This window comes from Duncaniella muris (assembly GCF_003024805.1).
Classification (GTDB): Bacteria; Bacteroidota; Bacteroidia; order Bacteroidales; family Muribaculaceae; genus Duncaniella; species Duncaniella muris.
The window spans coordinates 14,813-35,421 of the sequence record NZ_PUEC01000014.1 but is presented as its reverse complement, the minus strand read 5'-3'; the positions used below and the strand labels follow the sequence as shown (position 1 = coordinate 35,421).

The following is a 20,609-nucleotide window of genomic DNA, read 5'->3' as shown; positions in this document are numbered from 1 at the left end:
AAAAACAGCTTGCTGAACGTACAGCTGAATGTGCTTGAACATGCTTTCAAACGTGCTTTCAATGCCCACAATACAAAATCTATGCCATTTTTAGTCTATCTTGCAGATATTTAGAAAAAAATGCTTACCTTTGCAGCCTGAAACGAAAAACAACATAGTAATTTTTAAGAATGGACAAAACACCTGCCATACCACAGGTCGATCTCCTCTTCGAAGTTAGCTGGGAGGTATGCAACAAGATTGGCGGCATCTACACCGTCTTGTCCACGAAGGCCAAGACTCTTCAGAAACAATTCAAAGACAAAACCATCTTCATCGGTCCTGACGTATGGACCACGGACACACCTTCTCCCTGGTTTTCAGAATGCAAAATCACCGGACTTTCCGACTGGGCACTCAACGCCAAACTTCCTGAAGGAGTGAGCGTAAGAGTAGGCCGTTGGGAAATTCCCGGACGACCGATCGCTGTACTTGTAAAATTCGATGGCATGTATGCCGTAAAAGACGAATTTTACGGCGAAATGTGGAAGCGCTTCGGCGTCGATTCGCTTCATGCCTATGGCGATTATGACGAAGGCTGCGCTTTCGCCCATGCATCCGGAGTAGTCATCGAATCTATAATAAAATCAGGCTTCGGCCAGCCGGTACAGCCCGCCGGAAAGCGCGGACGCAAGAAACAGACCCGCATAGTGGCCCATTTCGACGAATGGACCACCGGCATGGGGCTTCTGTATGTGCGCTGGAAACTTCCGAAGGTCGGCACCGTTTTCACAACCCACGCCACAAGCATCGGTCGCAGCATCTGCGGCAACAACAAGCCTCTCTACGACTATCTTGACGGCTATAACGGCGACCAGATGGCCCGCGAGCTGAACATGGAGGCCAAACATTCGCTCGAAAAGGCAGCGGCCCATGCCGCAGACTCGTTCACTACCGTAAGCGAGATCACTGCCAGAGAATGCGAGCAGTTGCTTGAACGCCGTCCTGACGTGGTCACTCCCAACGGTTTTGAAAAGAACTTCGTGCCGGCTGCCGCTAAACTGCCGGCTGCCAGCAAAGCTGCCCGCGACAAAATGCTGTCTGTAGCTTCGGCCCTTACCGGCAAAAAGATTGACCCGAACTCATTTATAGTCATCACCAGCGGCCGTTGCGAATACCGCAACAAAGGTCTCGACCTCTTCCTTGACGTCTGCGACGAACTGAAGCGCTGCAAGCCTGCCCGCAATATCATAGCATTCGTAATGGTGCCCGCATGGCCCAAAGAAGCCCGCGCGGACCTCGCCGAAAGACTCGGAACTCTTGAAAAAGCTCCGCTGGTCAACGATGAAGCCCCGCTCAATGACCCGGTGATCACCCACTGGCTCAACAATCCGGAATCAGACGCAGTCAACTGCCGCATGCACCAGCTGGGATTCACAGAGATCGATCCGCGTGTCGAAGTCATCTACGTCCCCTGCTATCTCAACGGCACCGACGGCATATTCAACATGAGCTATTACGACCTCCTGCCCGGCGCTGATGCCACTGTATTCCCCTCATATTATGAACCCTGGGGCTACACCCCGCTTGAAAGTGTGGCTTTCGGAGTACCGACTGTGACAACCTCTCTTTCAGGCTTCGGCCAGTGGGTTCTTGAAAGTTTCGAAAACTATTTCGACGAATGCGGCGTCAATGTCATAGGCCGCGGCGACTCGAACTATCGCTCCGTAGTCGAAAACATAGCCCACTCTCTTGAATATCTGACAGAAGCCGGCGAAAAAGAAACTAAGAAAATCCACAAGGCCGCAATGAACACTGCATCTGAAGCGGCCTGGTCGAAATTTATACGCTATTACGACACAGCCTATCAGCAGGCCATCGAAAAAGCTTCACGTCGTAAGCTTTCAGATGCCGACTGACAGACCTGGCAAAAACAAAAAACCAATTTTCTAAAAATATGAAACTGCCTGTAAGCAAAACTAATGCCCCCGTATGGCGAGACATCACTGTGAAGTCCGTACTTCCTGAGGCATTGAAACCCCTTGAAACACTCTCCCGCAACCTCTGGTGGGTCTGGAACAGCGCGGCCAAGAATCTCTTCCGCGATCTTGATCCCGACCTGTGGCGCGCAACCGGTGAAAATCCCGTCATGCTCCTTCAGCAGCTCTCTTCCGAGCGTCTGGAAGAAGTCATGAACGATGCTGACATGATGGACCGCATCAAGAACGTGTTCGCCATGTTCAACAGCTATATGGCCAAACCGATGCGCAAGGACATTCCCTCCGTTTCCTACTTCTCTATGGAATACGGCCTCTGCAACTGCCTCAAAATCTACTCCGGCGGTCTTGGCGTACTTGCCGGCGACTATATCAAGGAAGCTTCTGACAGCTGCGTAGACATGACCGCAATCGGTTTCCTCTACCGCTACGGCTATTTCACCCAGTCACTGAGCGTAGACGGCCAGCAGATAGCCAACTATGAGCCCCAGAACTTCAACCAGCTCCCAATCGAACAGGTGACCGATGAAAACGGCCATCCGCTCATCCTCGAGGTCCCCTATCCCGGCCGCATCATCTACAGCCACATCTGGCGCGTGAACGTGGGCCGCATGAAGCTCTATCTGCTTGACACCGACTTCGACATGAACAGCGAATATGATCGCTCAATCACCCACCAGCTCTATGGCGGTGACTGGGAAAACCGCATCAAGCAGGAATATCTCCTCGGTATCGGCGGTGTGCTCGCGCTCAAGAAACTCGGCATCAGCAACACTATCTACCACGCAAACGAAGGCCACGCAGCTCTGCTCAACCTCCAGCGTCTCGTTGACTACGTGGAAAGCGGTCTTGACTTCAACACCTCTCTTGAGCTTGTCCGCTCGTCAAGCCTCTATACCGTACACACTCCGGTGCCCGCCGGCCACGACTATTTCGACGAAGGCCTCGCCCACAAATATCTCAACGAATTCCCCGCACGTCTGGGCATCAGCTGGCAGGACCTCATGAACATGGGCCGCGAGAACCCCGACAGCCAGGACCGCTTCTCAATGAGCGTCTTCGCTCTCAACACCTGCCAGGAAGCCAACGGCGTAAGCTGGCTCCACGGCGAGGTGTCAAAGAAAATGTTTGCCGGCGTATGGAAAGGCTATTCATGGGAAGAAAGCCATGTTGGCTACGTCACCAACGGTGTGCACATGCCCACCTGGGCCGCAAGCGAATGGAAGGCTTTCTACACCGAAAAGCTCGGCGAGCAGGTATTCGATCACCAGAGCGATCCCAAAGCATGGGAAGGCATCTTCAAGGCCAAAGACGAAGAGATCTGGGAAATGCGCACCACGATGAAAAACAAGTTCATCAACTTCGTGAAGCGTGACTTCAAGGCCAAATGGCTCGCCAACCAGGGAGATCCCTCGGCTGTCATCAAGATCCTTGAAAAGATCAACCCCAACGCGCTCATCATCGGCTTCGCCCGCCGCTTTGCCACCTACAAGCGCGCTCACCTTCTCTTCACTGACCTCGACCGTCTGGCCCGCATCGTCAACAACGAGCAGTTCCCCGTGCAGTTCATCTTCTCAGGCAAGGCTCACCCCGCCGACGGAGCAGGCCAGGGCCTGATCAAGCGCATCATCGAGATCTCACGCATGCCGCAGTTCCAGGGCAAGATCATCTTCCTTGAAGACTACAACATGGTAGTTGCGAAGCGTCTTGTCACCGGTGTCGACATCTGGCTCAACACTCCGACCCGTCCGCTCGAAGCATCGGGCACATCAGGCGAAAAGGCCGAAATGAACGGTGTGCTCAACTTCTCAGTGCTCGACGGCTGGTGGTATGAAGGCTACCGTCTTGACGAAAAGGCCGGCTGGGCTCTCACTGACAAGCGCACCTACACTGACCAGGGACAGCAGGACAAGCTTGATGCCGCAACCATCTACTCGATGCTCGAAAACGAGATCATACCTCTCTATTTCGCCAAGAACTCCAAGGGCTACTCTCCCGAATGGATTCAGTATATCAAGCGTTCGATCGGTCACATCGCTCCGCAGTACACCATGCAGCGCATGATCGAAGACTACATCGACCGCTTCTATCTCCCTGAATCGAAGCGCTTCGAAAAACTTTCAGCCGACGGCGACAAACTTGCCAAAGAGCTTGCCGCATGGAAGGAAAAAGTAGCTGCCGCATGGGATGGAATCCAGGTTCTTGAAGTCAGCACAAACGAAGATCTCAACCACAACAACCACAGCGGTCAGAAGTTTGTCACCACTGTCAAGATCGAAGCCAACGGTCTCGCCGACGATCTCGGCCTTGAACTTGTAGTGGACAAGGTGCATGACAATCAGGAACACCGCGTTGACACTATCCCCTTCAAGGTCGTGGCCAAGGAAGGAAACACCGTTACTTTCCAGCTTGAAGACAAGCTCCGCGATCCGGGCGTGTTCCGCTACTCATACCGTCTGTATCCCTCGAACGCCCTCCTGCCCCACCGTCAGGACTTCGCATTCGTGCGCTGGATCTGATCAGACGATTCCGCATCTCATATCTGAAAGACATCCGGCTTCCGTCATGGAGGCCGGATGTCTTGCTTTATGTCTATAACGCAGCGCCGGGCGCTGACTTGCCGCAAAGGCGCTGATTTTGCCGTAAAAAGGTGTCCCTGCCTCAACACCACGCTGAAGCAGGGACCATTTAGATAAGTATGAGAATAGATATAGCGTCTTACTTAGAAGTCATGATCTGCAACACCAGACGGTCGGTCTCTGTCATGGCCTCGCGTCCGATTGATGTCAGATTATGAATCGTGGCATCAACATCGTCGCTGATAATGCCTTCGGTGGATGTCACACACTTGCCGTTCATGGCAAGCATAGCCGACATCATGGCGGTAGAGACTCCCGATGAGATTTTCAGTGCGCATGATGGTTTGGCGCCGTCGCAGATCATGCCTGTGAGGTTGGCCACCATGTTCTTGACTGCGGCACAGACTTCGGCAAAGCCTCCGCCCATCAGATAGACTATAGCAGCCGAGGCTCCGGTCGAAGCCACGACACAACCGCAGAGGGCCGAGAGGCGGCCAAGGCTCTGCTTGATGTAGATGCTGGTGAGATGGCTGAGCACGAGTGCGCGGATGGTCTGCTCCTCGCTTGCTTCCATGTCAGCGGCGAAGCTCACCACGGGCATTGTAGCCGTGATGCCCTGATTGCCGCTTCCGGAGTTCGACATAACAGCCACGGGGGCACCTCCCATGCGGGCATCGCAAGCCGCAGAGGTGTAGGATATCATGTGTGCGACGGGGGTGTCGCCGTAATATTTCAGTCCTGATTTTTTTATTGTGGCACCCAGCGAATGACCGTAGTCACCCGAAAGTGCGGTCTGCGCGGCTGCCAGGTTCAGTTTTTTGGCTTCAAGAATGAAGGAGATTTCGTCAAGCGGAGTCTCTGTGGCAAATTCATAGACTGTGGCAAGGTCAAGCGCGATATCCTCTGCAGTTTCAGCGGCAGTGCCGGCAGCGCTTTCTTCAAAGCTTGTCTCGCCGTTTCGCTGAAGCAGAATAAAGTGAGTGTGCTCGCATGAGATCACTGCACGTGCGCTGTCACCGTTTTCAGCCCGCACCACCACATCTATGTGAAGATTCGATGGCGCGTCTGCAGCATGGCTGATGGAAATGCGGCCTTCGTCAATGAACTTGCAGCCACGCTTCACGGCCTCGTCATTGACATCACGGAGCACTTCAAGCCCATAGGATGATTTGCCGACCAAGGCACCAAGTGCCATAGCTATCGGCAGACCTATCATTCCTGTTCCGGGGATGCCGACTCCCATTGCATTTTTAAGCATGTTGCCACTCAGGGCCACTTCGATCTTCGCGGGGACTGCGCCGAGGATCTCAGTGGCCTTGGCCACACACAAAGCCACTGCTACCGGCTCGGTACACCCGATGGCCGGCACGACTTCGCGATTGATGAGAGCTATGATTTTCTCTCTTTCAGACTTGTTTACCATACACTGTTTTTCTTGAATTAGGTAGCAGAATTTAATGGGTTAATGCGGCCTGGAATAAAACAGGATTCCAATCAGCCTCGAAATGTTGCGTTCAACAGGAGCAAAGTTACTGTATTTGGGCTGCATCTACAAGCAATCAGGCGCATAATATTTTCCTTATCTGTAAATTTACATCCAATTTTACGCCCTGCGGGGCCTTATACGCCAATGGCGCGAAGCCTAAATCAGACTTCGCGCCATTGGAATCAATGCTGAAGCAGCCACTGAAAGGATGTACGGCAGATGCCATAGACTCTCCCAACGTGGAGCTGCGGATTATTCCATATAGCCGAACGAACGGAGCTTGTTCTCGCGGTTACGCCAGTTGGGTTCGACTTTCACAAAGAGTTCAAGGAACACGCTCTTGTCAAAGAACTTTTCTATGTCCTTGCGGGCTTCCATCCCAACTTTTTTGATCTTGCTCCCCTGATGGCCGATGATGATGCCCTTCTGGCTGTCACGTTCTACGTAGATCACAGCCATGATGTGGATTGAGTTTTCCTTTTCCTCGAATTTCTCCACGATGACTTCCACCGAGTAAGGGATCTCCTTGTCATAAAGTGTGAGGATTTTCTCGCGGATGATCTCGGTGACAAAGAATCGGGCCGGTTTGTCAGTGAGCGCGTCTTTTCCGAAGTAAGGAGCGGAGACGGGGAGCAGTTCTACGATGCGCTTCAGAAGATTGTCGACGTTGAAGTGTTCCTTCGCCGAGACGGGGAAGATTTCAGCCTGCGGAAGAATCTGCTGCCAGCGCTGGGTGAGTTCCTCAAGTTCGGTCTGGGCTTTCACAAGGTCGATCTTGTTGATGACCAGAAGCACAGGTATCTTTTCTTTGGCCACCTTGGCGAGGAAGTCGGCATTTTTAGACGGGTCCTCGACCACGTCGGTCACGTAGACAAGCACGTCAGCGTCAACCAGAGCGCCTTCGCTGAAGTTGAGCATGCTTTCCTGCAGTTTGTATTTCGGCTGAAGCACTCCGGGGGTGTCGGAAAATACTATCTGGTAGTCAGGTGTGTTGACGATACCCATGATGCGGTGACGGGTGGTCTGTGCCTTTGAGGTTATGATACTGATGCGCTCGCCGACGAGGTCGTTCATCAGGGTTGACTTTCCTACATTCGGGTTGCCGACTATATTGACAAATCCGGCTTTATGTTCCATATATTTCTCTGTTGTTTAGTTTGTATAAGGCAATATCACCTGCTGCAAATATAAACAAAAATAGCACCTTAAAAGATGCTATTTTATTAAAAAGTTTCATCTGTCGGGCTGATGCCTGATCAGAGATCCCAGATGATATACATTGCGCCCCAAGTGAAGCCTGCGCCGAAGGCGGTGAGAATCAGGCGGTCGCCTTTCTTGAGCTTGGCCTTGTGCTCGTCAAGGCAGAGGGGGATTGAAGCAGCCGATGTGTTGCCGTATTTCTCGATGTTGACAAGCACCTTGTCATTGTCGATGCCGAGACGCGAGCCTACGGCCTCGATGATGCGGAGGTTGGCCTGGTGAGAGACAAACCAGTCGATGTTGTCGACAGTCAGATCGTTGCGGCCCATCACTTCAAGAGAAGAGTCGAGCATATCGGTGACAGCGTTCTTGTAGACGTTGCGGCCATCCTGGATGACGAAGTGCTGCTGTGCGTCGACTGTTTCGTGAGAAGCGGGGAGCACAGAGCCTCCGGCGGGCATCCAGAGGTGTTCGAGGCCTTCACCGTCGACGTGGAACACGCCGTCGATAATGCCTACGTTTTCTTCAGTGGGTTCGAGGAGCATGGCGCCTGCACCGTCGCCGAAGAGGGGGCAGGTGGCGCGGTCCTGATAGTTTGTCATTGACGACATTTTTTCAGCGGCTACTACAACCACTTTTTTGCGCAGACCGGAACGGATGTAGGCAGAGCCGTCTTCCAATGCCACGAGGAAGCCTGCGCAGGCTGCCTGGAGGTCATAGGAATATGCGTTTTTCATTCCGAGCTGATGAGCTATGATAGAACCTGTGGAGGGGAAACGATAGTCAGGGTTTGAGGTGGCACAGATGAGAAGGTCTACTTCTTCAGGCTTTGTACCGGTTGATTCGAGGAGTTTCTCAACAGCTTTGATGCCGAGATATGAGGAGCCTTTTCCGGGCTCACGGAGGATTCGACGTTCCTTTATGCCGACACGGGTAGTGATCCACTCATCGTTGGTGTCGACCATCTTCGACAACATTTCGTTGTCGAGGATATCTTCAGGGGCATAGGACGCGAGTCCGGCGATGCGAGCGTTAAGCATAACAAAATTTCTTTTTAATAGGAATTGAGGATGAGGAGCGAGGCTGGGGAGTCTGAATCTGTAGGGATACAAAAGTCTGCGCACGGGCCGCGTCAGCGATCCCGTGCGAGATTTCTGTTACCTTTCCGTTTAGACAGCGGCGGTCTTTTCGATGGCGATGCGTCCGCGGTAGTAGCCACACTCACCGCATACGGTATGATAGAGGTGCCATGAGCCGCAGTTGGGGCAGAGGGCCAGGGTGGGAACTACAGCCTTGTCGTGAGTACGGCGTTTAGCTGTGCGGGTCTTTGATTGCTTGCGTTTAGGATGTGCCATGATTTATTTATTATTTTTTGTTTTGCTGATGAAATGTGAAAATATCTCGTTTTTCTGTTTATGTTGCTGTTTTAGTCTTCCGCGCTGTCGGTGCTCAGTTTTTTGAGGGCGTCCCAGCGTGAGTCGGTTTGCTGCGGCTCGTCGGCAGGCGAATCGGGAGCTGAATCCATCGAGTCCATCTCGTCCATGAGCTGGTCTGTGAGTTCGGCGTCTTCATCGTCGATCTTCGTTGCCCGGTGTTTGCGCAGCAGCGCGCTCATGGCGCGGTTGCATTTGCCGAGCGGGTGCACGTGCTTGACCGGGATGGCGAGCGAGGCTGTGTCGAAGATCATATACGACACGTTGAGCCAGTTGTCGCTTTCGGGGATGATGAGGAGTTCATCGGTCTCCGAATAGTCGTCGCCATACTTGACGGCTATCTCATAGTCGGCCTCGATGGGCTGGATCAGGTCGTCAAGACAGCGGTCGCAGATCAGGGTGACGGTGCCTGTCACTTTGAAAGCAAGATCATAGATGTCATGCTTGTGGGTGACTGTCAGCTTTACCTGCAGGTCGGCATCGTGTATGTCAGCGCTTTCCATGTTGACAAAAAACTGCTTGCCCAAGTGATATTCAAACTCTTGAACTCCCTCAGGTATGGTTTTCAACGGAAGGCGGAATTCTGAAAATTTTCCCACGACTGTATTGATTGAAAAAACTGTGCAAAGGTAGGCAAAAAGTTTCAGAAATCAAAACAATGACTTCCAAAACCTTGCATTTCCCTGCAACAGGCGGTTGTTTTACGCCATACAAGGTTGCTGCTCTGCAGGGCGGCAACCTTGTATGAAGCAATTTTGTCGGGGTGAGAAGACTCGAACTTCCGACCTCCACGTCCCGAACGTGGCGCGCTGCCAACTGTGCTACACCCCGAACAATTAAAAATGCGTGTAACGTGGCATCTTTTTGCGACCACAAAGGTAAGCATTTTCCAAATATCCACCAAAAAAATTTTCAACGGACTGCATATTTTTGTGCCCCTTCGGATTTTTTTCGCTAATTTTGCATACCGTCAAAGGCTAATAACAGCCTGCAAACCACTGCACGAGTCTCTCAGACATGACCTCAGCCAACACCATCACAGATTCAGGTTTCATCGGCGCAGACGATATGATCTTTGACAATGTCATACGTCTGGGCGCCGAGATCCACAGCTCTGCCGCAGGATGGCGTCGGGTGATACGCGCCTGGCGCCACGGAAAGCCATGAGAATCCTGGGACGGTCAAACACTCGGAGGGGTAAGTGTGTTGTAAGAAAACAAACATGTCTGAAACCTTTAAAACACACCTCCGACTATGGCTCCGATCGACGACCGCTCACTCATTTTATGGATTGGGATAATGATACTCGTGGTACTCGTTTCAACCACCGGGATGCTCCTCAACCGCTACCTCACCCACCGTACCCACCGCAAGGCCCTTGAAGAGTGGAGACTCAAAGCAGTGAGCGCAGAATATCGAGTGAATGCAGACGGCGCATCGACACATAGTGTATTGAAAAATATTCAAGAATACCGTCAAGAATAGCGTTTCGCTCCATGCGGTTGAAACGGAAGCGGTGCATATTGGCGAAGGTCATCCGCGAAAGACGCCAGGCCAGGAGCGAAGCTTCCTCTCCGAGATAGCGGCGATGGAGCGGGGCCGTCATGCGCCATGTGCCGTCTTCCATGTCAAACAGACTGCCCTGCGTGTAGGTCGAGACATCAGGTTCAATGCCGAGCCGCCTACCGAGATTATAAAGAAAACAGATATGGAAGTTGGCGGTCTGGCGCGAGTCGGCGCCATCGAGAATCCTGACCGCAGCCTCAAGGAATTCATACATCCCTTCATCCGCTCCGCCGCTCTGGAGAACAGCGGCAAGCACCTCGGCCACAAACATGGCTATCATCTGCTTGAAAGGATCGGAATGCAGTTCGACCAAGGGAATCGACTGTACCACCTGCCGCATCGGAAGAATCTCTCGCCCCGGTCGCGGATCACTCGCACATTCCACCAGCGAGAGCGGCATTGTCAGCGCCCGCATGCGCGCCGCACTCTTGCCCGTCCCGGCCGGCAACGCAAAGGCCACACGCCCAAGCTCGCGGCTGTAAGCCGTGAGAATTATCTGGGAGTCGCTGTGTTTTGTCGCTTTCAGAGCTATGAAATGTAGATTCACTTCCTCGGTTCTATATTATATATTAATAAGGTGGTAAAAGCCAGCCGGCTCACTCCGGATGGCCTCAAAAAGTCCGTTCCGGGCCATTTTCAATGCAAAATTAAGGAAAAACGCGAATAAATACTAAAAATTTCTTAAAATATTTGCAAGTTCCGAAAATGCTTCTTAACTTTGCAATCGCTTTTGGGAAGGCCCATTCGTCTATCGGCTAGGACGCAAGATTTTCATTCTTGAAAGAGGAGTTCGATTCTCCTATGGGCTACTAAACTTAATCAGGAAAATAAAATTAACCGATGGCAAATCATAAATCGTCAATCAAGAGAATTCGTCAGACCGAATCACGTAGACTTCGCAACCGTTACTATGCCAAGACTGCCCGCAACGCCGTCCGCAGCCTTCGCAAACTGACCGACAAAGCAGAAGCAGAATCAGCATTCCGCAAAGTAGGCGCCATGCTCGACCGCCTTGCTTCAAAGCAGTCTATCTCTAAGAACAAAGCTGCCAACCTCAAGAGCAAGCTCGCTCACCACATCGCCAAGCTCGGCTAAGAGGTGACAGCAGGCTTGACCATTCTGACAAGCTATCTTGGTTAAGAAAGGGCCCATTCGTCTATCGGTTAGGACGCAAGATTTTCATTCTTGAAAGAGGAGTTCGATTCTCCTATGGGCTACTTGATCTCAGTAAGATCATCGACATAGACGTTGATGATCTTACTTTTTTATACCCTTTAGAGCCGTTTTAATGGCATTTTGTCGGGAAATAGCCACATTAAACAGAAAATAAGCACTCATTTTTTGTGTTTTACAACATATTATCGTATTTTTGTGGCTAAGTTCAATAAATTATCAACAAGGTTCGATGAGTTTCCCATTAAATAGCGCGACAAGCACAGAAGGACGCCGAATGGCTGGAGCCCGCGCACTCTGGCGCGCCAACGGCATGAAGGAAGAGCAGTTCGGCAAACCGATCATAGCCATAGTCAATTCGTTCACACAGTTCGTGCCCGGCCACACACATCTCCACGATATCGGCCAGACAGTCAAAGCGGAAATCGAAAAGCTCGGATGCTTCGCGGCAGAGTTCAACACCATCGCCATTGACGACGGAATCGCTATGGGCCACGACGGGATGCTCTATTCCCTCCCCTCGCGCGACATGATCGCCGACTCCATCGAATACATGGTCAACGCCCACAAGGCCGATGCAATGGTCTGCATATCGAACTGCGACAAGGTGACCCCCGGAATGCTCATGGCAGCCATGCGCCTCAACATCCCCGCCATCTTCGTGTCAGGCGGTCCGATGGAAGCAGGCGATGTCAACGGTCGTGCAGTGGACCTCATCGACATCATGATCGATGCCGCCGACTCTACCGTAGGCGACGAGGCCGTGACCGAACTTGAGCGCAAAGGCTGTCCAACATGCGGATCATGCTCCGGAATGTTCACCGCCAACTCCATGAACTCTCTCAACGAAGCAATCGGCCTCGCCCTCCCCGGCAACGGAACCGTAGTGGCCACTCACATCAACCGCCTGCAACTGTTCAAGAAAGCGGCCGAGATGATAGTGCGCAACACATATGCCTACTACCGCGACGGCGACACCGGTGTGCTCCCACGCAATATAGCCATACGCCAGGCCATGCTCAACGCCATGACCCTCGACATAGCGATGGGCGGCTCGACAAACACAGTGCTCCATCTGCTCGCCGTGGCCCATGAAGCAGGCGCCGACTTCACGATGGATGACATCGACGCGCTCTCGCGCAAGACCCCGGTGCTCTGCAAAGTGGCACCCAACTCCCACTACCACATCCAGGACGTGAACCGCGCCGGAGGCATCCTCTCGATCATGAAGATTCTCGCCGATGCCGGACTCGTAGACCCCGAAGTGAAACGTGTCGACGGCATGACCCTTGCTGAAGCAATGGACCGCTACGCTATCGGAGGCAAAAACTTCGATGCTCAGGCCGATGAACTCTGGAAAAGCGCCCCCGGCATGAAGCGCACCACCGAACTCGGCAAACAGATGAGCTACTACAGCGAACTCGACACAGACCGGACCAACGGCTGCATCCGCGACATGGATCATGCCTATGTAAAAGACGGAGGCCTCGCAGTGCTCAAAGGCAACATCGCCCAGGACGGCTGCGTGGTAAAGACCGCCGGCGTAGACCCAAGCATCTTCCGTTTCAGCGGCCCCGCCAAAGTGTTTACCTCGCAGGAAGCCGCAGTCGACGGCATACTCCGCGACCAGGTCAAGAGCGGCGATGTGGTAGTCATCACCTTCGAAGGCCCCAAAGGAGGACCCGGAATGCAGGAAATGCTCTATCCCACCTCGTATATCAAGAGCAAGCATCTCGGAAAAGAGTGCGCGCTCATCACTGACGGACGATTCTCAGGCGGCACATCCGGCCTCTCGATCGGCCACATCTCGCCGGAAGCTGCCAACGGCGGCAACATCGGACTCGTCCGTGACGGAGACATAATCGAGATCGACATCCCGGCCCGCAGCATCAATGTACGCCTCTCCGACAGCGAGCTCGCTGACCGCCGCAAGGAAGAGGAAGCCCACGGCAACAAAGCATTCACCGCCCGTGACCGCGACCGAAAAATCTCGCTTGCGCTCCGCGCCTATGCCTCTATGGTGACATCAGCCGACAAAGGCGGTGTGCGCCACATCGAAGACTGATCCGCACAGCCCCCTCATAACACTCTTCTCTGCCACATACACAACACACGCTATCAATTTCAGACCCATATAAGTATGAGTGAACGCATCACAGGAGCCGAGGCAATATGCCGCGCATTGCTTGCCGAAGGAGTAGACACTATCTTCGGCTATCCGGGCGGCCAGATTATGCCCTTCTACGACAAACTTTATGATTTCACAGACTCGCTCCGCCACATCCTGACACGCCACGAACAGGGCGCTGTCCATGCCGCCCAGGGCTATGCCCGCGCATCAGGCCGTGTGGGAGTCGTCACAGTAACCTCCGGCCCGGCAGCCACAAACGTCATCACCGGACTCGGCGACGCCAACATTGACTGCACCCCCATAGTGGTCATTACCGGCCAGGTAGGAGTAGCCTCGCTCGGCACCGATGCCTTTCAGGAAACCGACGTCATCGGCATCACTCAGCCTATAACCAAATGGGCCTACCAGATCCGCCGCCCCGAAGAAATTCCCTGGGCGATGGCCCGCGCATTCTACATAGCCACCACCGGCCGCCCTGGAGCCGTGGTGCTTGACATCACACGCGACGCCCAGGTAGGAACTCTCGACTGGAGCTACAAGAAGACAAACTATATCCGCAGCTACAATCCGGCACCTGAACTGCAGCCCGGCGAAATAATCTCGGCCGCAGCACTCATCAACCGCTCGGAAAGACCGCTGATACTCTCCGGTCACGGCGTAATGCTCTCTGAAGCCGAAGCCGATCTGCTTGCTCTCGCCGAGAAAGCCGACATCCCCGTGGCCACCACGCTGCTCGGACTCTCGACCATACCTTCAGAACATCCGCTCAACAAAGGCATGGTCGGAATGCACGGCAACATCGGGCCCAACATCGCTACCAACAATGCCGATGTGATCCTTGCCGTCGGAATGCGCTTCGACGACCGCGTCACCGGAGTGATCAAATCATATGCACCACAGGCCAAGATCATACACATCGACATCGACAGCGCCGAATTCAATAAAAACGTCAAAGCCCACATAGCCATCCACGCCGATGCCAAGACCGCCCTGCGCGCACTCCTCCCCCAGATCAATAAAGCCGACCGCAAGGAATGGCTCACAACCTTCGAACGCCCGGAGAATGTGGAACAGGCCGAAGTGATCGAACGCGAGACCGATCCGAAAGACCTTGGCCCGGAATCTCCGATGCGCATGGGCGAAGTGGTCAGAAAACTGTCTGAGGCCACCGGCAACAAAGCCATCGTGGTCACTGACGTGGGCCAGAACCAGATGATGAGCGCCCGCTATTCGTCCTACACCATGCCCAAGAGCATGATCACCTCCGGCGGCCTCGGCACGATGGGCTTCTGCCTTCCCGCTGCAATCGGCGCCAAACTCGCCGAACCCTCCCGCGAAGTGCTCGCCTTCATGGGCGACGGCGGCTTCCAGATGACCATGCAGGAACTCGGAACCATCCTTGAATACCGCATAGGGGTAAAAATGGTACTTCTCAATAACAACTATCTCGGCAACGTGCGCCAGTGGCAGGCCATGTTCTACAACAACCGCTTCTCAGCCACCCCGATGGTCAACCCCGACTTCGTGGCGATCGCCGCCGCCTACGGCATTCCGGCTGAAAATGTCAGCTGCCGTGCCGAGCTTGACAGCGCCATAGCCCGCATGGCCGCCCACGACGGAGCCTATCTGCTCAACGTCAATATCGACCCGACTGACATGGTCTTCCCGATGGTCACCCCCGGCTCGGCCATTGACAACATTCTTATCAACGCCACAGACAAATACGAGGCCTGACCACCCGCGTCGGCCCAACTTTCAACCGCAAGCCACTATAACAGGATGGAAAAGAAACAACTGTTCACCATATCCGTATTCACCGAAAACCAGGTGGGTCTGCTCAACCGCATCTCCATCATCTTCACCCGCCGCGGCCTCAACCTCGAAAGTGTTTCGTCAAGCGCAAGCTCGGTCCACGGCATACACAAAATGAACTTCACCTGCAACAGCGACCGTGAGACAATGGAGAAAGTCATCAGCCAGATTGAACGCTGCATTGACGTGCTCCGCGCATTCCTCTATACCGATGACGAGATCGTCTATCAGGAAGTGGCCCTCTACAAGGTGCCCACCCAGAAACTTCTCGATGAGAAAGATTTCGAGCGCATCATCCGCGTGCACAACGCCCGCATTCTCGAACTCACCCGCGAGTACACCATACTCGAAAAAACCGGCCACGAGAGCGAGACCCAGGCCCTCTACGAGCTGCTTGCCAAATACGGCATCCTACAGTTCATCCGTTCGGGCCGCATCTGCATCACCAAGTCGCCCACCGAACACTTTACCCGCTATCTCGAAGAGCAGGAAGCGCGAGGCAAGGCCCTGTGTGACACCTCCGAGGAATAAGAGATTGTTTTTAGACAACCTCTAAACCTCTAAAGCCGCACTCTCCGTCACCCCTCCCTACCACACACCCAAAGTTCTCTCCATAAACAGTCATATGGCAGACAAAAGATATACCACAGAATTTTTCTTAACGGCAGCGGAAGTCAACTCTCAGCGCGAGATGCCGCTGTCACGTCTGGTCACCACGATCATCGACACCGCCACGGCCCATGCCAACAAGCTCGGCATAGGTTTCGACCGTATGATCAGCGAAGGGATATCCTGGGTGCTGAGCCGGCTGACTATCGACATTGCCGAAAGCCCGTCGGTCAACCGCACATACCGCATGACCACATGGATTGAAAACGTCAACCGACTCTTCTCCGACAGAAATTTCGAAATGACCGATGCCGAGACCGGACGCATCGTGATCCGCGCCCACTCCACATGGATGGCCGTCAACATGTCAACCCGCCGCCCAGGAGACCTCACACCCATCTGGAAAGGCTTCGACATGGTGGACGGCGCACCGTCAGGCATTGACAACGGCGGAAAACTCCTGCCGCTCTCTGGCTCAGACTTTGAGATGAGCTATCGTTTTGCCGTCTCCGACATCGATGTAAACCGCCACGTCACCACCCGGCGCTACATCGACCTTATCACCGATCTGTGGCCGCTTGAGACCTATGACTCCATGCGCATAAGCCGCTTCGAAGTGGCGTTCAAACATGAAGCCCGCTATGGAGAGACAGCCACAGCCAGCCGCATGGCCCATGCGGAGTCACCGGAGACAGCCACAGCTCAGATCGCCGTGGCCGATACTCCCTGCTGCATAGCGCGCCTGCATTTCAGCGAGCGCTGACAGCCCCTTCATCTCTCCCCTCACAGATTCATTCAGGAACAAATTCATAAAAATATACTAATTCACCTATTCAATTATGGCAAAATTAAATTTCGGCGGCGTTGAAGAAACAGTCATCACCCGCGAAGAATTCCCCCTCGAAAAAGCACGCGAAGTACTCAAGGACGAAACAATCGCCGTGATCGGCTACGGAGTCCAGGGCCCCGGCCAGGGTCTCGACCTCCGCGACAACGGCTTCAACGTGATAGTAGGCCAGCGCGAAGGCAAGACCTATGACAAGGCAGTGGCCGACGGCTGGGTTCCCGGCGAAACACTCTTCTCGATCGAAGAAGCCTGCAAGCGCGGCACCATCATCATGTGCCTTCTCAGCGACGCAGCCGTAATCTCACAGTGGCCTGTCATAAAGGAGCACCTCACACCCGGCAAAGCCCTCTATTTCAGCCACGGCTTCGCCATCAACTGGAGCGACCGCACCGGCGTGGTTCCTCCCGCTGACGTCGACGTCATCATGGTAGCCCCCAAGGGATCAGGCACAATGCTCCGCATCCTCTTCAAGGAAGGCAAAGGCACCAACTCAAGCTTCGCCGTCTACCAGGACGCCACTGGCCGTGCGCTTGACCGCACACTCGCCCTCGGCATCGGCATCGGTTCAGGCTACCTCTTCGAAACCACATTCCAGCGCGAAGCTGTCAGCGACCTCACCGGCGAACGCGGCTCGCTCATGGGCGCCATCCAGGGCCTCCTCCTCGCCCAGTATGAAGTGCTCCGTGAAAACGGCCACACTCCCTCTGAAGCCTTCAACGAAACCGTCGAAGAACTCACCCAGTCACTCATGCCCCTCTTCGCAGCAAAGGGTATGGACTGGATGTATGCCAACTGCTCTACCACCGCACAGCGCGGCGCTCTTGACTGGATGGGTCCGTTCCACGATGCCATCAAGCCCGTGGTCTACGATCTCTACGAGAGCGTGAAGACCGGACGCGAGGCACAGCGCTCCATCGACTCCAACACCCAGGCCGACTACCGCGAGAAACTTGAAGAAGAACTCAAGGCTCTCCGCGAAAGCGAAATGTGGCGTGCCGGTGCTACCGTGCGCACACTCCGTCCCGAAAACGTCTGATCATCCGCATCAGTCACCATATCGTATCGCCCCGGTCTGCGCGCCTTCCGCCAGACCGGGGCTTTTCTGTCGGCCGCGATCAGCCTCAGACCGCAGTCGCCGCCACGGATCATTGAGACAGGCTGTCTCCTGTAACCGTATCTGTCATATCCCCTTCTTAAGCCACGCGCCTGAAAGCAGACGCCAGAGAAAGATCGCCCCGCGGAAACACAGTTCGATGCACATGGCCGTCCATACCCCCGCAAGCCCCATTGTCGGAGCCAAAAGCGCAGCCAATGGCAGACGCACAAGCCAGATGCTGCCGAAGTTCATGCAGGCCGGCACTATAGAGTCACCAACCCCGACCATAACACCATAGCTCACTATCGCCGCCGCAAACATAGGCTCGGCAAATGCCTCTATGCGCAACGACTCTACGCCAAGCGTCTGGATCGCTCCGACGGGCGTCATCAGCTCCATGACCCACGGCGCGCAGACATACATGATAACCCCCATCACCGTCATCATCACCATACCCAGCCCAACGGTGATATAGCCGAAACGGCGCGCTACGTCCATGCGCTGCGCGCCATAGCTCTGCCCCACCAGCGTTGTGGCGGCATCGCCTATCCCGTAGCCGGGCATATAGCATATACTCTCTGCCGTAACGGCAAACGCATTGGCCGCTATAGCCATTATGCCAAGCGGAGCCACTATGACAGTCACCGCTATCTGCGCTCCGCAGATAACGGCATGTTCAAGCGTCATCGGAGCCGATATGCGCAGTGCCTTGCCGATGACCTGGCGCGTAAGCCTGAAACTTCCCGGATGCCCCTTGAGCCTGATGGTCTTCTCGCGTGTGCAGAGAAACCACATCATCAGCCCCGCTGTGACAATCTCCGCCGACACAGTGCCAAGTGCCGCGCCAAGCACTCCGAGACCGGCTCCGGGCACAGTCAGACTGACAGAGCCAAGACCGATTTCACGTGTAGGGAAAATCAGGAAAAAGTTGAAGATGATGTCAAGCACACACATCATCACGTTAAGCCCGCCGGGCACCTTCATATTCCCGACACACCTGAGCATAGCCCCTCCGAGATAATTCATGGTGAGAAGCGGAAGAGCAAGTACAAAAACAAGAAAATAGAGCGAAGCCTTGCCGCATACGGCCTCTGTCCCTCCAAGCCAGACGGGCAGAGGCCACGCTATGGCCGCTCCGACAGCCACAACAGCAAGGCTGAACAGCAGACAGGCCACTATAGACTGACGCAGTATCCGCCGCGCCCCATCATGGTCTGACGCGCCTATACGGTGGGCCACCTGCACGGAAAAACCAACAGTCACCGCCGAACAGATGCCCCAGAAGAGCCACAGACTCGTGGAGACAAGCCCCACGGCCGCTGAATCGTCAGCCCCAAGGCGCCCCACCATCGCCGCGTCGATATACTGCATCATTATGCTCGACAGCTGAGCCATCATTGCCGGCCACGACAACTGGAGTGTCAGCCTGAGCTGACTGCCGAAACTCAGCGGCGCTCCTGATCTGATCAATGAAATGTCTGCCACGCCGCCGGTCAGTTTATATTGTTCATGCAGGCCCCCTCAAGATACCCGCATATCCGTTCGAGCCCTTCTTCAAGAATCTGGCGAGGACAGGCAATATTGATGCGCAGATAAGCTCCGTCGCCATACATCGACCCGGAATTCACCCACACACCGGCCTTGTCAAGCAAGCCGCCGGCAAGTTCATCGGCATCAGATCCGAACTTCGAGATATCGACCCACGGCAGATAAGTGCCCTCCAGCCGAGCCACCGCACACTGCGGAAGCCGACGTCCGAGATATTCGCGCAACAGACAGTAATTTTCATAAATATATGCCCTCAGAGCATCGAGCCATTCACTCCCTTCAGGCGAATAGGCAGCCTTCAGCGCTTCGACTCCGAAGGGATTGACATCGCAGACCTCGTTGATATTTACCGCACGGTCAATCAGCTTACGCTCTCCTGGATCAGCCACGATGATGTTGGCAATCTGAAGCCCGGCAGTATTGAAAGCTTTTGACGGTGACAGACACACGACGGCCGACGGATCAACCGTCCCATAAGGCACATAACGGTAACCCGGCATGGTCAGCTCACAGTGAATCTCATCGCTGACCACTCTCACACCGTTTCTCCGGCAGATCTCCGCCACTCGCTCAAGCTCCTCCCTACGCCAGACACGCCCGGCGGGATTGTGGGGATTGCACAGCAGCATAAGCACGTTTGAGGGATCAGCCGCCAGCCTCTCCAGCCCCTCGAAATCCATCTCATAAGTAAACTCCCCGCCCGGCAGATCGACCCGACGCAGAGGACTCTCCACAATCCGGCAGCCATTGTTGCGGATCGAAGAAAAAAAACAATTGTAGACCGGAGTCTGGACTATCACACCCGACCCCGCAGGCGCAAGAGCCTTGATGATAGCCGATATGGCAGGAACCACACCCGGCACATAGATCACATCCTCACGCCTGAACGGATAAAGATGACGCGAACTGAACCAATCGATAAGAGCACCATAGTAATCATCATCGACCAGAGTGTAGCCGAACACCCCGTGGTCCACACGCCTGCGAAGCGCCTCAACCACACACGGAGCCGTCCGGAAATCCATGTCAGCAACCCAGAGCGGCAACACATCGTCACGCTCATCCCATTTCATGCACCCGCTGCCACGGCGATGTACCACCTTATCAAAATCGAAATCCATACTCATATCGGCAAATCATATACATATTATAA

17 protein-coding genes and 3 tRNA genes are annotated in these 20,609 nt (G+C 54.2%); 11 read left to right on the top strand and 9 right to left on the bottom strand.

Translation table 11 applies throughout. The features are described 5' to 3' along the window. Positions 1-170 precede the first annotated feature (170 nt). Together C5O23_RS07210 and glgP are read left to right on the top strand one after the other, a co-directional pair. Positions 171-1,898: a glycosyltransferase gene (locus C5O23_RS07210; protein WP_107032272.1), complete on the top strand. Its 1,728-nt coding sequence runs from the start codon at positions 171-173 to the stop codon at positions 1,896-1,898. 38 nt (positions 1,899-1,936) lie between these two features. Then, positions 1,937-4,495, top strand: coding sequence for an alpha-glucan family phosphorylase (gene glgP / locus C5O23_RS07205; RefSeq protein ID WP_107032271.1), 2,559 nt, complete (start codon positions 1,937-1,939; stop codon positions 4,493-4,495). Between the two features lie 199 nt (positions 4,496-4,694). Here glgP and C5O23_RS07200 read toward each other — a convergent pair whose 3' ends face one another. The 6 genes from C5O23_RS07200 to C5O23_RS07175 form a co-directional block, all read right to left on the bottom strand. Further along, positions 4,695-5,978, bottom strand: coding sequence for an L-cysteine desulfidase family protein (locus tag C5O23_RS07200; RefSeq protein WP_107032270.1), 1,284 nt, complete (start codon positions 5,976-5,978; stop codon positions 4,695-4,697). Positions 5,979-6,293: 315 nt separating this feature from the next. Continuing rightward, positions 6,294-7,178: a GTPase Era gene (gene era / locus C5O23_RS07195; protein WP_107032269.1), complete on the bottom strand. Its 885-nt coding sequence runs from the start codon at positions 7,176-7,178 to the stop codon at positions 6,294-6,296. Between the two features lie 119 nt (positions 7,179-7,297). Next, complete coding sequence (locus C5O23_RS07190; RefSeq protein WP_107032268.1) at positions 7,298-8,281, bottom strand: beta-ketoacyl-ACP synthase III; 984 nt, start codon at positions 8,279-8,281, stop codon at positions 7,298-7,300. Between the two features lie 129 nt (positions 8,282-8,410). Then, entirely contained in the window at positions 8,411-8,596 is a 186-nt protein-coding gene (gene rpmF, locus C5O23_RS07185) for a 50S ribosomal protein L32 (RefSeq protein WP_107032267.1), read from the bottom strand. 71 nt (positions 8,597-8,667) lie between these two features. Beyond that, positions 8,668-9,273 (bottom strand): YceD family protein, encoded by a 606-nt coding sequence (locus C5O23_RS07180; protein WP_123611126.1) that lies wholly within the window; start codon positions 9,271-9,273, stop codon positions 8,668-8,670. A gap of 159 nt (positions 9,274-9,432) precedes the next feature. Continuing rightward, positions 9,433-9,505 (bottom strand) — tRNA-Pro (locus tag C5O23_RS07175). Positions 9,506-9,691: 186 nt separating this feature from the next. Between C5O23_RS07175 and C5O23_RS14290 the strand changes: the two genes are divergently transcribed. Next, the gene (locus tag C5O23_RS14290; protein WP_160630560.1) at positions 9,692-9,841 is read left to right on the top strand and encodes a hypothetical protein; all 150 of its coding nucleotides are present in this window, start codon (positions 9,692-9,694) and stop codon (positions 9,839-9,841) included. Positions 9,842-10,067: 226 nt separating this feature from the next. Here the strand turns inward: C5O23_RS14290 and recO are convergent, their stop codons facing one another. Further along, positions 10,068-10,787, bottom strand: coding sequence for a DNA repair protein RecO (gene recO, locus C5O23_RS07170; protein WP_107032265.1), 720 nt, complete (start codon positions 10,785-10,787; stop codon positions 10,068-10,070). A gap of 190 nt (positions 10,788-10,977) precedes the next feature. On the opposite strand from recO, the gene C5O23_RS07165 reads away from it, so the two are divergent. The 8 genes from C5O23_RS07165 to ilvC all read left to right on the top strand — a co-directional run bounded on the left by C5O23_RS07165 (position 10,978) and on the right by ilvC (position 17,848). Continuing rightward, positions 10,978-11,049: transfer RNA gene (locus tag C5O23_RS07165), tRNA-Glu, on the top strand. Between the two features lie 31 nt (positions 11,050-11,080). Continuing rightward, the gene (gene rpsT, locus C5O23_RS07160) at positions 11,081-11,335 is read left to right on the top strand and encodes a 30S ribosomal protein S20 (RefSeq protein ID WP_107032264.1); all 255 of its coding nucleotides are present in this window, start codon (positions 11,081-11,083) and stop codon (positions 11,333-11,335) included. A 50-nt stretch (positions 11,336-11,385) separates the two neighbouring features. Further along, positions 11,386-11,457, top strand: a tRNA-Glu gene (locus C5O23_RS07155). Positions 11,458-11,645: 188 nt separating this feature from the next. Then, complete coding sequence (ilvD, locus tag C5O23_RS07150; RefSeq protein WP_107032263.1) at positions 11,646-13,478, top strand: dihydroxy-acid dehydratase; 1,833 nt, start codon at positions 11,646-11,648, stop codon at positions 13,476-13,478. 75 nt (positions 13,479-13,553) lie between these two features. Beyond that, the gene (gene ilvB / locus C5O23_RS07145) at positions 13,554-15,278 is read left to right on the top strand and encodes a biosynthetic-type acetolactate synthase large subunit (RefSeq protein ID WP_107032262.1); all 1,725 of its coding nucleotides are present in this window, start codon (positions 13,554-13,556) and stop codon (positions 15,276-15,278) included. A gap of 45 nt (positions 15,279-15,323) precedes the next feature. Continuing rightward, complete coding sequence (gene ilvN / locus C5O23_RS07140) at positions 15,324-15,887, top strand: acetolactate synthase small subunit (RefSeq protein ID WP_107032261.1); 564 nt, start codon at positions 15,324-15,326, stop codon at positions 15,885-15,887. A gap of 94 nt (positions 15,888-15,981) precedes the next feature. Then, positions 15,982-16,728 carry an acyl-[acyl-carrier-protein] thioesterase gene (locus C5O23_RS07135; RefSeq protein ID WP_107032260.1) on the top strand — a complete coding sequence of 249 codons (747 nt, stop codon included), beginning with the start codon at positions 15,982-15,984 and terminating at the stop codon, positions 16,726-16,728. 76 nt (positions 16,729-16,804) lie between these two features. Next, positions 16,805-17,848 carry a ketol-acid reductoisomerase gene (ilvC, locus tag C5O23_RS07130; protein WP_107032259.1) on the top strand — a complete coding sequence of 348 codons (1,044 nt, stop codon included), beginning with the start codon at positions 16,805-16,807 and terminating at the stop codon, positions 17,846-17,848. 144 nt (positions 17,849-17,992) lie between these two features. Here ilvC and C5O23_RS07125 read toward each other — a convergent pair whose 3' ends face one another. Then, positions 17,993-19,393 carry an MATE family efflux transporter gene (locus C5O23_RS07125; protein WP_240597728.1) on the bottom strand — a complete coding sequence of 467 codons (1,401 nt, stop codon included), beginning with the start codon at positions 19,391-19,393 and terminating at the stop codon, positions 17,993-17,995. Between the two features lie 8 nt (positions 19,394-19,401). Then, positions 19,402-20,577, bottom strand: a complete 1,176-nt coding sequence (locus C5O23_RS07120) for a MalY/PatB family protein (RefSeq protein WP_107032257.1) — start codon at positions 20,575-20,577, stop codon at positions 19,402-19,404. Positions 20,578-20,609: the final 32 nt, after the last annotated feature.

Coding starts and splice junctions, on each gene's coding strand:
- C5O23_RS07210 (WP_107032272.1), top strand. CDS start 171: ATGGACAAAACACCTGCCATACCACAGGTCGATCTCCTCTTCGAAGTT.
- glgP (WP_107032271.1), top strand. CDS start 1,937: ATGAAACTGCCTGTAAGCAAAACTAATGCCCCCGTATGGCGAGACATC.
- C5O23_RS07200 (WP_107032270.1), bottom strand. CDS start 5,978: ATGGTAAACAAGTCTGAAAGAGAGAAAATCATAGCTCTCATCAATCGC.
- era (WP_107032269.1), bottom strand. CDS start 7,178: ATGGAACATAAAGCCGGATTTGTCAATATAGTCGGCAACCCGAATGTA.
- C5O23_RS07190 (WP_107032268.1), bottom strand. CDS start 8,281: ATGCTTAACGCTCGCATCGCCGGACTCGCGTCCTATGCCCCTGAAGAT.
- rpmF (WP_107032267.1), bottom strand. CDS start 8,596: ATGGCACATCCTAAACGCAAGCAATCAAAGACCCGCACAGCTAAACGC.
- C5O23_RS14290 (WP_160630560.1), top strand. CDS start 9,692: ATGACCTCAGCCAACACCATCACAGATTCAGGTTTCATCGGCGCAGAC.
- rpsT (WP_107032264.1), top strand. CDS start 11,081: ATGGCAAATCATAAATCGTCAATCAAGAGAATTCGTCAGACCGAATCA.
- ilvD (WP_107032263.1), top strand. CDS start 11,646: ATGAGTTTCCCATTAAATAGCGCGACAAGCACAGAAGGACGCCGAATG.
- ilvB (WP_107032262.1), top strand. CDS start 13,554: ATGAGTGAACGCATCACAGGAGCCGAGGCAATATGCCGCGCATTGCTT.
- ilvN (WP_107032261.1), top strand. CDS start 15,324: ATGGAAAAGAAACAACTGTTCACCATATCCGTATTCACCGAAAACCAG.
- C5O23_RS07135 (WP_107032260.1), top strand. CDS start 15,982: ATGGCAGACAAAAGATATACCACAGAATTTTTCTTAACGGCAGCGGAA.
- ilvC (WP_107032259.1), top strand. CDS start 16,805: ATGGCAAAATTAAATTTCGGCGGCGTTGAAGAAACAGTCATCACCCGC.
- C5O23_RS07120 (WP_107032257.1), bottom strand. CDS start 20,577: ATGGATTTCGATTTTGATAAGGTGGTACATCGCCGTGGCAGCGGGTGC.